The sequence below is a fragment of the Dongia sp. P2_B8 genome (assembly GCF_056404715.1).
Genome location: NZ_JBFUDM010000010.1, coordinates 102,458 through 116,416, shown reverse-complemented (window position 1 = coordinate 116,416; position 13,959 = coordinate 102,458). Strand labels below are relative to the sequence as shown.

Below are 13,959 nucleotides of genomic sequence, written 5' to 3'. Positions count from 1 at the left end.
TAGATACCCCATCGACTCCCACCGGGACAAGCTTCAATGGCAGGGGCTGCGCCCCTGCTGCGGCAATGTCACAAGTGGTTGCAATGGAGGGCTTTTTCGACGGAATCGGCGGCAAAGGAAGGCGCGTTAACCGCCAAAAGCGTTGTTCGCCAGCAGGCCTGCCAGCAGAGCGCCACCGACCATCACAAATCCTGCGAGAGCGAGGGTGGCAAATGCTTTAATTCCAGCAACGTATTTCATTTTTCTATTCTTGAACTGCGGTTTGTACTTGGAGCCGGTCTGTCGTTGCAGCCGGTCATTGGGTTCATGGTGCTTCAGGGATTTTGCTCAGCGGCGCCTCGATAGGAACGCCTCCATGTGAAATGCCATCTGCACCGGCGAGTAGGAATAATCTCGGCCCACCGGGCAGGCGCGCCGGGCCAGGCAACCATGGCTGCGGCACTCCGCTCCGTCCGGACCATCGACATGGCCGGCACAGCGCATATCGTCGAAGCCGTTCGCCTGAAAGGCATCGACCGGGCAGCCGGTCAGGCAAGGCTGGCCGTCGCAGGTGAGGCAGGGACTGTCCATCTGCACCATCGGCGGCAGATCCAGCGCATCGGCAAATAGCAGGGCTGCGCGATAGGCGTGCCACAGGCCAAAAGTCGGATGAATGAAGATACGCAACGGCGAGACATGCACCGGCTCCGCCCGCGCCGCCCAACGCTGGAACGGATAATAAGGCGGCCCTGAGAATGGATAGAGCGCCGCGGCGCCGAACGCAGTGGCGATGGGATCCAGCACAGCGCGTGTCCAGCGATCCAGAGGATCGGCCCCGGCAGGCGCCGCACCCGCAAAGGCTGGCCACATCGCCCCGCCGACATTGCCGATCAGCAGCAGGCCGCGCGCCGGCCGCCCTGGTGCCAGTTCCGGCACGCCGTCACCGCTTTCAGGTGCAAAGCCGCCGCGCAGCACCATTCCGGTGGAGCTTAGAGCATTGTTGAGCGCGGCGAGCATGGGTGGACCTGGACCGAACAGTTTGTTGCCCCTAAACTGCACCAGAATTTGGCAAAATGATGTCGAGGAAACGCCACCATGGAATCAGAAACCGTCAGTTTCATCCGCATGGAAGACGGCACCTATGAGGAATACCAACTCCTCGATGAGATTTACCAGAAACTCAACCATGGTCTTGCTGACAACGTGCTCGCCAACCTCAAGAAGCTTGAGGGCGACAAGATGGGCTACAAGATCGACCGCTATCAGCATTCGCTGCAGTCGGCGACGCGGGCGCTGCGCGACCATGCCGATGAGGAGATGGTGGTCTGCGCCCTCCTCCACGATATCGGCGATCTACTTGCGCCTGAGAACCATTCCGAACTCGCCGCCTCGATCCTGCGCCCCTATGTCAGCGACGACAATTACTGGCTGGTGAAGCATCACGGCATCTTCCAGGGCTATTACTTCTTCCACCATATCGGCCTCGACCGGAACGAACGCGAGCGCTATCGCGGCCATCCGATGTTCGAGAAGACCGCCCTCTTCTGCCAGAACTACGACCAGAACAGCTTCGACCCAACCTACGACACGGCACCCATCGAGGCGTTCGAGCCGATGGTCCGCCGCCTGTTCGATAAGCCGCCCTTCGGCCGCGTCAGGCCAGTGGATACGAGTGCGGTCGATACGAGTGCGGGAGCGTGAGGCGCCTTCTTCTCACACTCGCCATCCTCGCCGTTGCTTTCATCTGGGCGCCACAGGTTTTGGAATCCGCCACCAGTTCCTGCGATGCGCTTGAGCAGAAGACGGTGGCCAAGGAAACCGGCGGCAGCGAACTGGGCTCCTCCCTGGTGCAGAAACTTTCCGGCGGAGCCATGGCAGAACAGGCCATGGCCAATGATCATCCGAATCTGCCGAGTCTGATCGCCTGCTCGCTGGAGTATTGGAAAACGACTCTCGGCATGAAGTAACGGAAATGCTCAGACATTAACGCTGTGCGATCCGTCACATTTCAAGATATTATTTATATATTTCAATTAGATAACTGAAATCCAGCCTGTGGGCCGGATCACAGACGCAAATTCATCTTCCGGTTACCTTTTGACCATCGAAAGGACGTAATCAAACCGTCCTCTCTGACGAAGGCATCAAGAGGTCACCATGTTCCGCATTATGAGCATCGCCACGTTGGTCATGATCGCCATCTGCTTCTTCATCGGCGCGAGCCTCGCCTTTGCTGATGAAGGTCGTGGCGAACTGGTGCCGGCTGCAGGCTTGGAACAGATCAACGATGCCTCGCGCCCTGTCGAGACACAGTTCGAAGAGAATCTGGCGCAGAACGATCGCGGCGGCGACGTCTATGATTTCAGCGATTACGTCAGCCAGCCGACCACGACCAGCAGCGTGCCGCCGGTCGACGCGGAAAAGATCGAGGAGCCGACCCTCGACCGTTTCGAAGAGATGGACGCTTAAGCGGCGACGCTGCTGAGCGCCAGGCGCGGGCTGGCATTGGGCGTCGCCCGTTCGCGGCGCGGCGTCTTGCCAAAGAAGTCACGATAGCATTTCGAGAAATGCGACGCTGAGACGAAGCCGCAGGCAAGCGCCACGTCGATCACCGACATATTGGTCTGCAGCAGCAGCAAACGCGCCCGATGGAGGCGCAATTCGACGTAATAGCGGGCGGGCGAGCGATGCAGGTATTTCGCAAACAAGCGTTCCATTTGCCGGCTGGAAAGGCCTGCCGCATCGGCCAATTCAGCCCGGTCCAGCGGCTCTTCCAGATTGGCTTCCATTTGCTGGATGACCTGGATGAGCTTGGGATGGCGAACGCCGAGCCGCGCTGTGAGGGCCATGCGCTGATGGTCGTGGCGATCGCGGATGCGTTCATGGATGAACTGCTCCGAGACCGCCGCGGCGAGCTCGTGACCATGCTGCTGCGAAATGAGATTGAGCATCATGTCGAGGGCCGCCGTCCCGCCTGAACAGGTGAAGCGGTTGCGGTCGATCTCAAACAATTCCGAGGTCGTCTCGATCTCCGGGAAATTCTCGGCAAAGCTTGCCAGATTCTCCCAATGGATGGTGCAGCGATAGCCGTTGAGCATGTTGGCTTTCGCCAAAATATGGGCACCGGTGCACAAGGCGCCGATATCCGCCCCCTGCCGCTCGGCACGGCGCAGATGCGCAAACACATTCTTGTCTTCATAGAGATGGCCGTCGACACCGCTGCACAGCATGATGGTGTCGTAGTTGGTGATCTGCTCGACCGAGCCTTCCGGCGTCAGCGGGATATTGTTCGAGGCCTGGACCGGCTTGCCGTCCGACGTGAACAGGTGCCAGCGGTAAAGCTCCTTGCCTGCCACCCGGTTGGCAAGGCGCATCGGCTCGACCGCCGAGGTGAACGCAATCATCGAGAAATTCGGCACCAGCAGGAAAGCGATATCCTGGGGCAGTTTCACCGGCAGATCACCGAACACGGCTGCATTCCCTCTATGAGTGAGCTTGATCCGAAAACGTAAGCCGAGGGAAATATCTCATTTCCGACATGTCGTCCACAGGCAAAATGGCGCATGCGCGACATTGTTTAATCCCATCGGTCAGGAATGCCCGGTTTTCCGCCATTGCGCCAATTTCCTGTAATCTTGCGCGAATAATAGCTGCATCCCTAACGTACGTGTGGTTTTGAGGGCGGAAATCTCAAAACCTTATGAAATGTGGCAGCTTGACCCACGGCGTTAACACGACAATAGATGGCGCGCGATTGGCGGATTCGGGTTTGTTGCCTTGGCATTATCCGGCACCGTAAGTATCGCTGAACCCCGCCATTCGATCGCTATCCGGGGAAACCCCCAAATTGGGAATGCTATGAAGCAGAACTATTCGATCTTCAGCCTGGTCCGGAATGCGCTTAGCTACCACCAAGGCTGGCAGGAGGCCTGGCGCAGCCCGGCGCCAAAGCCGGAATACGATGTCATCATCATCGGCGGCGGCGGCCATGGATTGGCGACGGCCTATTACCTCGCCAAGGAACATGGCATCACCAATGTGGCGGTGATCGAAAAGGGTTGGATCGGCGGCGGCAATACCGGCCGCAACACGACCATCGTGCGTTCCAACTATCTGTGGGATGAATCGGCGCATCTCTACGAACATTCGCTGAAGTTGTTCGAGGGACTGACGCAGGACCTCAACTACAACGTCATGTTCAGCCAGCGCGGCCTGATGAACCTTGCGCACACGCAGCATGACATGCAGGCCCTGCGTCGCCGCGTCTATGCCATCCAGCTGAACGGCATCGACAGCGAGATCCTGACGCCCGAACAGATCAAGGAAATGGTGCCAATCCTCGATTGCTCGGCCAAGGCGCGCTATCCGATCATGGGCGCCAGCTTGCAGCGCCGTGGCGGTGTCGCCCGCCATGACGCCGTCGCCTGGGGTTTTGCCCGCAAGGCGGACGAGCGCGGCGTCGACATCATCCAGAACACGGAAGTCACCGGCTTCAAGATCGTCAACGGCGTGGTCAAGGGCGTGGAAACCACGCGCGGCTTCATCGGCGGCAAGAAGGTCGGCATCGTGGTTGCCGGCCATTCCGGCGTGATGGCGGGCCTTGCCGGCTTCCGCCTGCCGGTTGAAAGCCACCCGCTGCAGGCGCTCGTTTCCGAGCCGATCAAGCCGATCCTCAACACGGTCGTCATGTCGCCGCAGGTCCATGTCTATGTCAGCCAGTCCGACAAGGGCGAGCTGGTGCTGGGCGCCGGCATCGACGCCTACACCTCCTACGCCCAGGTGGGTTCACCGTTCATCATCGAGAACCAATTGAACGCGCTGACCGACCTTTTCCCCTGCTTCGGGCGCCTGCGCATGCTGCGCCAGTGGGGTGGCATCGTTGATACCTGCCCGGATGCCTCGCCGATCATCGGCAAGACACCGGTCGAGAATCTGTTCATCAATTGCGGCTGGGGTACCGGCGGCTTCAAGGCGACGCCGGGTTCGGGCAACGTCTTTGCCCACACCATCGCCACCGGCGAACCGCACAAGCTGGCGCAGCCCTTCGCGCTTGAGCGGTTTACCACCGGCTACCTCATCGACGAGCACGGCGCCGCCGGCGTCGCACACTAATCCCCGAGAGAGACAATCCCATGCTTCTCATCTCCTGCCCCCATTGCGGTCCCCGCGACGAGCATGAGTTCGCTTACGGCCATGAGGCGCATATCATGCGCCCGACGCTGGACCAGCAGAACGCCATGACCGATGCGGAATGGGCCGATTACCTGTTCATGCGCAAGAACCCCAAGGGCGTGCATTTCGAGCGCTGGGTGCATGCCCGCGGCTGCCGCCAATGGTTCAACGTGGCGCGCCATACGGTGACGCACGAGATCATCAAAGTCTATCCGATGGGCGAACCTGCCCCGAAGCTGGAGCAGAAGTAACATGAGCGCGCAGAAGAACCGCGTCGCCACCGGCGGCCGCATCGACCGCTCGAAGCCGGTTCGCTTCACCTTCGACGGCAAGACCTATTACGGCTATCAGGGCGACAGCTTGGCATCGGCCTTGCTGGCCAATGGTGTCACCCTGGTCGGCCGGTCGTTCAAATATCACCGGCCGCGCGGCATCATGACGGCGGGTCCCGAGGAGCCGAACGCGCTCATCGAGGTGGGTACCGGCGCCTACCGCGAACCCAACACGCGCGCGCCGCAGATCGAGCTTTATGATGGCCTCACCACGGCCTCGCAGAATCGCTGGCCGAGCCTTGATTTTGATCTCGGCGCCGTCAACTCAGTGATGAGCCGCTTCCTGCCGTCGGGCTTCTATTACAAGACGTTCAAATGGCCGAAAGATGGCTGGCTGTTCTATGAAAAGTTCATCCGCCGCATGGCGGGCCTTGGCACTGGACCGACGGAAACCGATCCCGATCGCTATGACAAGGTCTATGGCCATTGTGATGTGATGGTGGTGGGCGGTGGTCCTGCGGGCCTCGCGGCTGCCTTGGCCGCCGGCCGTGCCGGTGCCCGCGTGGTGCTGGTCGATGAGCAATCGGAACTGGGCGGATCGCTGCTCTCCGAGCGCGATCGTACGATCGACGGCAAGCCGGCAATCGACTGGGTCGCCGGCGTCCGCGCCGAGCTCGCCAGCATGCCGGAAGTCCGCGTGCTGACCCGCACGACGGCCTTTGCCTATCTCGACGCCAATATGCTGAGTTGCGTCGAGCGCCTGACCGATCATATCGGTCCATCTGCGACAGGTCCGCGTCAGCGCCTGTGGCGCATCCGCGCCAAGGAAGTGATCCTGGCGACCGGCGCCATCGAACGGCCGCTGGTCTATAGCGACAACGATCGTCCGGGCTGCATGCTGGCCTCGGCCGCGCGCACCTATGTCAACCGCTATGGGGCGACACCGGGCCAGCGCGTGGTCATCATGACCAACAACGATACCGCCTATCAGGTGGCGCTCGACCTCACCGCCGCCGGCGTGTCGGTCGCAGCGATCGTCGATCTGCGCACCAACCCGACCGGCGCCCTGCCCCAGGCCGTGCGCGGCAAGGGCATCGAGATCATCGAGAATTCGGCGATCACCCACGTCAAGGGTACGAAGAAGGTCCGCGAAGTCGACGTGCAGGCGCTCACCAGCGATGGCAAGGGCGTCACCGGCAGCGCACGGCACCTCTATTGCGACACGGTGCTGAGCTCGGGTGGCTGGCAGCCGACCGTGCATCTGCATTCGCAGACCCGTGCCAAGGTGGTATGGGACGACGGCATTCAGGCCTTCGTGCCCGGTCCGATCATGCCTGGCCAGAACAATCGCACAATCGGTTCCGCGCGCGGCCTGTTCGGCCTCGATGCGGGCTTGAGCGAAGGCCATCAGGCCGGCACGGAAGCTGCCGCGAAGTTCGGCTTCAGCAATGCGACCGGGAATGCGCCCAGCGCCGAAGCCGAGCCTCAGTCCCAGCCGCTGCGCTCGCTGTGGATCGTGCCGTCCAATGTGCCGGTGGGCCAGGGCGGCAAGCATTTCGTCGACTACCAGAACGATGTGACAGCTGCCGACGTGCAGCTGGCACACCGCGAAGGCTATGTTTCGGTCGAGCATTTGAAGCGCTACACCACGATGGGCATGGCGACCGACCAGGGCAAGACCAGCAACGTCAATGCACTGGCCATCATGGCAGGCCTCAAGAACGTCTCGATCCCGGAAGTCGGCACCACCACCTTCCGCCCGCCTTACACACCGGTCACCTTCGGCGTGTTCGCGGGATCGGACAAGGGCGACTTCCTCGACCCCATTCGCAAGACGCCGATCCATCAGTGGCATGCCGAGCACGGCGCACCCTTCGAATGCGTCGGCCAGTGGCACCGTGCCTGGTACTACCCCAAGGCCGGCGAGAGCATGCATGACGCGGTCAACCGCGAAGTGAAAGCGACCCGCGATTCAGTGGGCATCGTCGACGCGTCGACGCTGGGCAAGATCGACATCCAGGGACCGGATGCCGCCTGGTTCCTCAACATGGTCTATACCAACGCCTGGACCAAGCTGGAGCCTGGCAAGTGTCGCTATGGCTTCATGTGCGGCGAAGATGGCATGGTGTTCGATGACGGTGTCACCAGCCGCATCTCGGAAAACCATTTCCACATGACCACCACCACCGGCGGTGCGCCGCGGGTGATGAGTTGGCTCGAGGAATGGCACCAGTGCGAATGGCCGGACAAAAAGGTGTACTTCACCAGCGTCACCGAGCAATGGGCGGTCTTCGCGCTCAACGGCCCCAATTCCCGCAAGGTACTGGAGAAGGTCGTTTCGGACATCGATCTCTCGGAAGAAGCTTTCCCATTCATGACTTGGCGGGATTGCACGGTGGCTGGCGTCAAATCGCGCATCTACCGCATCAGCTTTACCGGTGAGCTGTCTTATGAAGTCAATGTGCCGCCGAGCTTCGCACTCCATGTCTGGCGTGCATTGATGACGGCCGGCGAAGAATTCAGCATCACCCCCTACGGCACCGAGGCGCTCCATGTGCTGCGCGCCGAAAAGGGCTTTGTGATCGTCGGCCAGGAAACCGACGGCACCATGACGCCGCAGGATCTCGGCTTTGAATGGATCATCGGCAAGGCGAAGCCGGATTTCATCGGGCGCCGCTCGCATCTCCGCTCCGACACCAAGCGGCCGGACCGCAAGCACCTCGTCGGCCTCCTGACTGAGAACCCGAACGATGTGCTGGCCGAAGGCGCGCAGGTCGTGGAGCATGTCAAAGACAAGCCGCCGATGACCATGATTGGCCACGTGACCTCGAGCTATTACAGCCCGAATGCGGGCCGCTCGATCGCCATGGCGGTGATCAAGAACGGTCGCAACCGCATGGGCCAGACGGTCTACCTGCCCTATGAAGGCAAGGTCATCGCGGCCAAGATCAGCAAACCGACCTTCCTTGAGGATGGAGCCCCCGCAAATGGCTGAAGCCTATACCCGCCGCAGCGCGCTGCAGCATTTCGGCCTGACCGCGGCCGCCGCCAAGAGCAATAGCGCCGGTGCCGATCTGCTGATCGGTGAATCCGCCCACCGCGCCATCGTCAATATCCGCGGCAACAGCAGCGATGCAGCGTTCGTTGCCGCCGTGAAATCGGTGACCGGCGTCGATCTGCCGGTGAAGCCAAATACCACGGCTCAGTCGGGTGCGTTCCGCGTCCTGTGGCTGGGGCCGGCCGAATGGTGGGTCGTCACCACCGGTGGCACGGAGGAAAAGCTGGTTGCCGATCTGCGCCAAGCCTTCGCCGGCCAGCATGCCGCGGTGGTCGACGTATCGGAGAGCCGCACGGTCATCACGATCTCGGGCCCCAGTGCCCGTGACGTGCTGGCACGCGGCTGCAGCCTCGATCTTCACCCACGGGTCTTCGGCCCCGGCCAATGCGCGCAGACGGGCCTCACCAAGGCCAACATCCTGCTGGACCAGACAGACGCAACGCCGTCCTTCGACATCTATGTGCTCAAAAGCTTCGGCGATTATCTGTGGCAATGGTTCTGGCTGGTCGGCCGCGACTACAAGTTCGCGATCAAGGCAAACTGAGTTTAATCAGAGGGTCGCACGCACACATCGACCCCAACCGTCATCCTCGGGCATGACGAGAGAGAGAAAGTATCGAAGGGCCGCTGGCGACAGCGGCCCTTTTTCTTTGCTGCAAGGGCGAAGGCACCGCCCGCATGAGGGGGACGCGTTAATAGAGCCCCTCGCCTGACCTAACCCATGCTATCCAGATGGATAATTAGTGCCGAAATTGCCCCGCAGTGCCTCATCATGACCGCCCTCAGTTTGCCCGCACCTACGTCAAAGGCTCTCTATCGCGCCATGCTGTTCATGGCGCTGGGCGTCTTCTTCTTCTCCGTGCTGGACGCGGTGACCAAGAAACTGACGGAGAATTACGGTACCTGGCAGATCAGCGCGACGTCCCGCATGATCACCCTCACCATCATGACGTTCATGATCCTGCGTCAGCATCGCGGCCTCCATGTGCTGCGCACGCGCTTTGTCCGCACGCATCTCATGCGCTCGGTCCTGATTGTCGCCACGACTTGGACCTTCTTCGAATGCCTGCGCTATCTGGAACTGGCTGATGCGATCGCCATCGCCTTTGCGGCACCTTTGTTCATGACCGCGATGTCCGGCCCGATCCTTGGCGAGAGCGTTGGCTGGCGCCGCTGGACCGCTGTGCTGGTCGGCTTTGTCGGCGTCATCGTCGCCCTTGAACCCGGCCGGCATGGCATCAGTTGGGGTGCCGTCCTCGCCCTCATCGCAGCACTCACCTACGCCATGGGGCAGATCTGGCTGCGGCCCCTGACCGGCCGTGAGCAAGGCCACAATATCGTCTTTTATGGGACGCTGTTCAGCGGCCTCACCGTTCTCGGTCCCGCGATCGCCGAATGGCAATGGCCGACGCCGATGGGCTGGGTCCTTTTCCTCACGCAAGGCATCTGCAGCACGCTGGGGCAACTCTCCATGGTGCGCGCCTTCCGTGTCGGCGAAGCGTCGCTGCTGGCACCGCTCGAATACACCGCGCTCGTCTGGGCGGGGCTCTTTGGCTATCTCTTCTGGGGTGACATACCGACCTTGCAGGTGATCGCCGGCGCCACCATCATCATCTGTGCCAGCCTTTACATCGCCCACCGGGAAGCGCAGAAACGCAAAGCATGAAGGTCAAGCCCATCGCCAAGCTGCTCTCGCCCATGGGCGCCATGTTCTTCATGGCTTTGGGCGTGTTCGGCTTCGGTGTCGCCGATGCCAGCACCAAATGGCTGACGGATGGCTATGCGACCTGGCAAATCCTCGCGGTCGGCCGTGTGCCGGCCCTGTTCGTGGCGCTCTACCTCACCTATCGCAACACAGGCAGCCCATTCCGGCTGAAGACCAGCTTCTTCAAGATCCATGCCATGCGCAGCGTACTGATCATGCTGACCGGCTATACCTTCTTCGAAGGGCTGCGCTATCTGCCGCTGGTCGACGCCATCGCCATTGCCTTCGCGGCACCTTTGTTCGTGGCAGCCTTATCCGGCCCGCTCATCAAAGAAAAGGTCGGGCCGCGCCGCTGGATGGCCGTCCTGGTCGGTTTCATCGGTGTGGTGATTGCCCTTATCGCAGCCCCCCGCGGCGATGGCAGTTTCTTTGCCCACCTCAACAAGGGTGCGCTCCTCGTGCTGGGCTCCGCCCTTTTCTATGCGCTCACGCTCATCACCCTGCGGCGCATTTCCGGCAAGGACAGCGCCCACAATATTCTCTTCCACACCTCGGCGGCGACCTTGGTCGTCGTCATCCCGCTCGCCGCGATGGATTGGCACTGGCCGAGCGGGCCGGACTGGGGGATCATGATCCTACAGGGAACCAGTTCAGCACTCGCCCAACTCTGCATGATCAAGGCGTTCCGTAGCGGTGAAGCATCCATGCTGGCGCCCATAGAATATACGGCACTGATCTGGGCAGCGTTCCTGGGTTGGTCGATCTGGCAGGAGATTCCGACACTGCAGACGTTGGCCGGTGCCGCGATCATCATCGCCGCCAACCTCTACATCGCCCATCGGGAGGTGCACCATGCCCGCAAGAAGGACATCGTTCCGGAGAATCCGGCGCTGCCTGAATAGGGCCGTCGGTGTCGCATTCCATGGCCACCAGACACCAAAATGATGAGTAGCTTCTCGTCGTCATGGTCCGCGAAGGCGAACCACCCACGAGTTTGCTTGCAATCGATAAAAGCAACCCGTGCGTCCTCCGCCCTCTCTTAAAGGCGTTGGGCGAAGGATGACGAATGGAAGGCGTTCAGAAGCTCGGCGTCTCTTCGAACGAGAGCAGCTGGTAGATCGGATCCACGTCATGGACGCCGTCTGCCCAGAAGTCGAGATCACGCAGGCGGCCATCGCGCACTGAATATGCCCAGCCATGGACGCTCAAGGGCTGGCCGGACTTCCACGCGTTCTGCACGATGGTGGTGTGGCAGATGTTGCGCACCTGCTGACGGACATTGAGCTCGCACAGCATGTTGAGGCGGCGCTCGATATTCGCCTCGGCTTCCAGCAGCTCGGAATTGGCAGCGTAGATATCTTTGATCTGGCGCAACCAATTGTCGATGAGGCCGAGCTCCGAATTACCCATGGCCGCACGCACGCCGCCGCAGCCGTAATGGCCGCAGACGATGATATGCTCGACCTTCAGCACGTTGACGGCGAATTCCAGCACCGACAGGCAATTGGTGTCGATGTGATAGACCAGATTGGCGATGTTGCGATGAACGAAGATCTCGCCCGGCGGCAGGTCCAGGATCTGGTTGGCCGGAACGCGCGCATCGGAACAGCCGATCCAGAAATATTTGGGTGCCTGCTGTTCCGAGAGGCGCTTGAAATACTCCGGATCCGCGGCAACTTGACGCTCCGCCCACCGGCGGTTGCGCTGGAATACCTCGGCATGGGTCTTTTCGGACATGATGAGCCTTGGGCTATGGACCTGGGACTAGGCAGGAACGCTGCCCTCGCATACCATGCCGCACTGCATCAGAACAATAGGACCGGCATCTGCAATGACCCCACAAACCGCCCCGAAATGGATCAAACCAGCGGTCGATTTTGGTCCCATTCTGATATTTTTCGTTGTTTCAAAGGTCGCTGGCATCATGGCGGGGACCGCCGTGATCATTGTGGCGACCCTTCTTGCTTTGGGGCTCGGCTACTGGGCGACCCGACGGCTGGCCGTGATGCCGCTGGTGACAGCCATTGTGGTGACTGTCTTTGGCGGGCTGACACTGTGGTTCGACGACGAAACCTTTTTCAAGATGAAGCCAACCATCGTGCAGGCCCTATTCGCCGTGATCCTGTTCGGTGGATTGCTGCTGAAGCGCCCGACCTTGCAATATGTGCTCGGCGAGGCACTGAAGCTGACCGATGAAGGTTGGTGGCAACTCACCCGGCGCTACGCCTTCTTCTTCGTTGCGATGGCTGTCTTGAACGAGATCGTCTGGCGGCATGTGTCGACCGACACTTGGATCGACTTCAAAGTGTTCGGCATCCTCGGCCTTACCGTGCTCTTCAGCCTGACACAGATGCCCTTGATGAAGCGACACATGATCGAGACCGGCGGCGAGCAGAGCTGATACCGCCCATATGCCCCCTGCCCTGCTAGCCCTGATGCCGGAGATGAGTGCCGCCGCCGCCGCCCTCCTGTTCGGCACGGTCTTTCTGGCCGGCTTCCTGCGCGGGTTCACGGGCTTTGGGTTTGCCTTGGCCGCGGTGCCGGTCATTACCCTGTTCGTCGAACCGGCCGCCGTCGTTCCGGCCATCCCCATCGTCGCCATGGTGGCTGGCGCCGAACAACTGCGCCGTGCCTGGAAAAGCGCCAATTGGCACGCGATCCAGCGGCTGCTGATCGGCGCCGTGCTGGGCGCACCTTTCGGCGTGCTGGCGCTTACCTATCTGCCCGCCAACATCATGCGCGCCCTCATCGGGCTGGTGCTGCTGCTGGCTGTGCTGGCGTTGTGGCGCGGCTATCGTTTCAAGCAAAGGCCGCCGACCTCGGCGCAGCTCGGCATCGGTTTCCTATCGGGCTTGTTGAACGGCTCAACTGCCATGGGCGGGCCGCCGGTTATCCTGTTCTTTCTGGCATCACCCGAAGGCGTCGCCGTCGGCCGCGCCTCGCTGCTGGTCTATTTCTTCTTTATTTCTGCCTGGAGCATCGTGACACAGGCCGTGGCGGGCCTTCTCGATTTGAAGGTTGTGGTGCTGGCCCTGCTGATGATCCCAATCATGGCCGTCGGCAATATCATCGGCGACCGCCTGTTCGACCGGTCAAATGCCAGCACCTACCAGCGCGTCGCCCTCGGTTTCCTGCTGGCCATTGCCATCCTTGCCATCGGCCGCGCGGCCTTAAGCTAAGCCCCTATTGTGGCACGGGCGGGCCTTTGATAGCCTGCCAGGTATCGTAAAGGATGTAGCAGATTGACTGGGCGTGGGCGCACGATCATCGGGCCGGACGGCAGCATGCTGGGCGCTGGCGACAAGGTGCCGAGCGAACTGGCTATGCAACGCGCCAGCAATGAATCCCGCCGTGTCTATGAAGCCTGGTACAAATTGCGCGTGGCGGACGATTTGCCATCGCTCTCCGACTGGAACGCCGCCGGTGCCGTCCCCGATCTGACGCACAGCATCCTGGTGACGCAAATTCTGCGTGCCGAACACGATTACCGTTATCTCAGCATCGGTCCCCGTGCCATCGAGGTCCGCGGCGACGATCCCACCGGCAAGACAGTGCGCGACTGTTATGAGGGCGAGGCGCTCGACTTCGTTCTGGACAATTACGACCTTGCCATCGCAAATCCCTGCGGCATCGTCGATTTCTCGATCGACGTGGTCAAGGACCACCGGGTCATCGAACTGGAAACATTGCTGTTGCCCCTTGCAGACGATGGCAAGGGGCCGAGCCATGTCCTGGTCTACGGCCACTATCTGATGCGCTAGCATGCACGATAC

At 61.1% G+C, this 13,959-nt stretch carries 15 protein-coding genes; 12 read left to right on the top strand and 3 right to left on the bottom strand.

The annotated features are described in order from the left end of the window. Positions 1-327: 327 nt before the first annotated feature. On the bottom strand, positions 328-996 hold the full coding sequence (locus AC1DWZ_RS23295; RefSeq protein WP_477171348.1) for a ferredoxin: 669 nt from the start codon (positions 994-996) through the stop codon (positions 328-330). Positions 997-1,074: 78 nt separating this feature from the next. On the opposite strand from AC1DWZ_RS23295, the gene AC1DWZ_RS23290 reads away from it, so the two are divergent. The 3 genes from AC1DWZ_RS23290 (at position 1,075) to AC1DWZ_RS23280 (ending at position 2,448) form a co-directional block, all read left to right on the top strand. Then, a complete protein-coding gene (locus tag AC1DWZ_RS23290; RefSeq protein WP_477171347.1) occupies positions 1,075-1,680 on the top strand; it encodes an HD domain-containing protein in 606 nt (201 codons plus the stop codon). Beyond that, positions 1,677-1,946: a hypothetical protein gene (locus AC1DWZ_RS23285; RefSeq protein WP_477171346.1), complete on the top strand. Its 270-nt coding sequence runs from the start codon at positions 1,677-1,679 to the stop codon at positions 1,944-1,946. The genes AC1DWZ_RS23290 and AC1DWZ_RS23285 overlap by 4 nt, the downstream gene beginning before the upstream one ends. A 190-nt stretch (positions 1,947-2,136) precedes the next feature. Then, the gene (locus tag AC1DWZ_RS23280) at positions 2,137-2,448 is read left to right on the top strand and encodes a hypothetical protein (protein ID WP_477171345.1); all 312 of its coding nucleotides are present in this window, start codon (positions 2,137-2,139) and stop codon (positions 2,446-2,448) included. On the opposite strand, the gene AC1DWZ_RS23275 is transcribed toward AC1DWZ_RS23280, so the two are convergent. Then, positions 2,445-3,449 carry a GlxA family transcriptional regulator gene (locus AC1DWZ_RS23275; protein ID WP_477171344.1) on the bottom strand — a complete coding sequence of 335 codons (1,005 nt, stop codon included), beginning with the start codon at positions 3,447-3,449 and terminating at the stop codon, positions 2,445-2,447. The two genes, AC1DWZ_RS23280 and AC1DWZ_RS23275, sit on opposite strands and share 4 nt — an antisense overlap. Before the next feature lie 388 nt (positions 3,450-3,837). On the opposite strand from AC1DWZ_RS23275, the gene AC1DWZ_RS23270 reads away from it, so the two are divergent. The 6 genes from AC1DWZ_RS23270 to AC1DWZ_RS23245 all read left to right on the top strand — a co-directional run bounded on the left by AC1DWZ_RS23270 (position 3,838) and on the right by AC1DWZ_RS23245 (position 11,088). Further along, positions 3,838-5,091 carry a sarcosine oxidase subunit beta family protein gene (locus AC1DWZ_RS23270; RefSeq protein WP_477171343.1) on the top strand — a complete coding sequence of 418 codons (1,254 nt, stop codon included), beginning with the start codon at positions 3,838-3,840 and terminating at the stop codon, positions 5,089-5,091. Between the two features lie 20 nt (positions 5,092-5,111). Then, positions 5,112-5,402: a sarcosine oxidase subunit delta gene (locus tag AC1DWZ_RS23265; RefSeq protein ID WP_477171342.1), complete on the top strand. Its 291-nt coding sequence runs from the start codon at positions 5,112-5,114 to the stop codon at positions 5,400-5,402. 1 nt (position 5,403) lies between these two features. Continuing rightward, positions 5,404-8,418 (top strand): sarcosine oxidase subunit alpha, encoded by a 3,015-nt coding sequence (locus AC1DWZ_RS23260; RefSeq protein WP_477171341.1) that lies wholly within the window; start codon positions 5,404-5,406, stop codon positions 8,416-8,418. Beyond that, entirely contained in the window at positions 8,411-9,025 is a 615-nt protein-coding gene (locus AC1DWZ_RS23255; protein WP_477171340.1) for a sarcosine oxidase subunit gamma, read from the top strand. The genes AC1DWZ_RS23260 and AC1DWZ_RS23255 overlap by 8 nt, the downstream gene beginning before the upstream one ends. A gap of 228 nt (positions 9,026-9,253) precedes the next feature. Continuing rightward, positions 9,254-10,147 (top strand): DMT family transporter, encoded by an 894-nt coding sequence (locus AC1DWZ_RS23250; protein WP_477171339.1) that lies wholly within the window; start codon positions 9,254-9,256, stop codon positions 10,145-10,147. Further along, positions 10,144-11,088, top strand: a complete 945-nt coding sequence (locus AC1DWZ_RS23245) for a DMT family transporter (protein WP_477171338.1) — start codon at positions 10,144-10,146, stop codon at positions 11,086-11,088. The genes AC1DWZ_RS23250 and AC1DWZ_RS23245 overlap by 4 nt, the downstream gene beginning before the upstream one ends. A gap of 175 nt (positions 11,089-11,263) precedes the next feature. Here the strand turns inward: AC1DWZ_RS23245 and can are convergent, their stop codons facing one another. Next, positions 11,264-11,923: a carbonate dehydratase gene (can, locus tag AC1DWZ_RS23240; RefSeq protein ID WP_477171337.1), complete on the bottom strand. Its 660-nt coding sequence runs from the start codon at positions 11,921-11,923 to the stop codon at positions 11,264-11,266. 94 nt (positions 11,924-12,017) lie between these two features. Between can and AC1DWZ_RS23235 the strand changes: the two genes are divergently transcribed. From AC1DWZ_RS23235 to AC1DWZ_RS23225, 3 genes are all read left to right on the top strand, one after another. After that, on the top strand, positions 12,018-12,587 hold the full coding sequence (locus AC1DWZ_RS23235; RefSeq protein ID WP_477171336.1) for a septation protein A: 570 nt from the start codon (positions 12,018-12,020) through the stop codon (positions 12,585-12,587). 10 nt (positions 12,588-12,597) lie between these two features. Further along, entirely contained in the window at positions 12,598-13,365 is a 768-nt protein-coding gene (locus AC1DWZ_RS23230) for a sulfite exporter TauE/SafE family protein (RefSeq protein WP_477171335.1), read from the top strand. A 63-nt stretch (positions 13,366-13,428) separates the two neighbouring features. Beyond that, a complete protein-coding gene (locus AC1DWZ_RS23225; RefSeq protein WP_477171334.1) occupies positions 13,429-13,947 on the top strand; it encodes a PAS domain-containing protein in 519 nt (172 codons plus the stop codon). Positions 13,948-13,959: the final 12 nt, after the last annotated feature.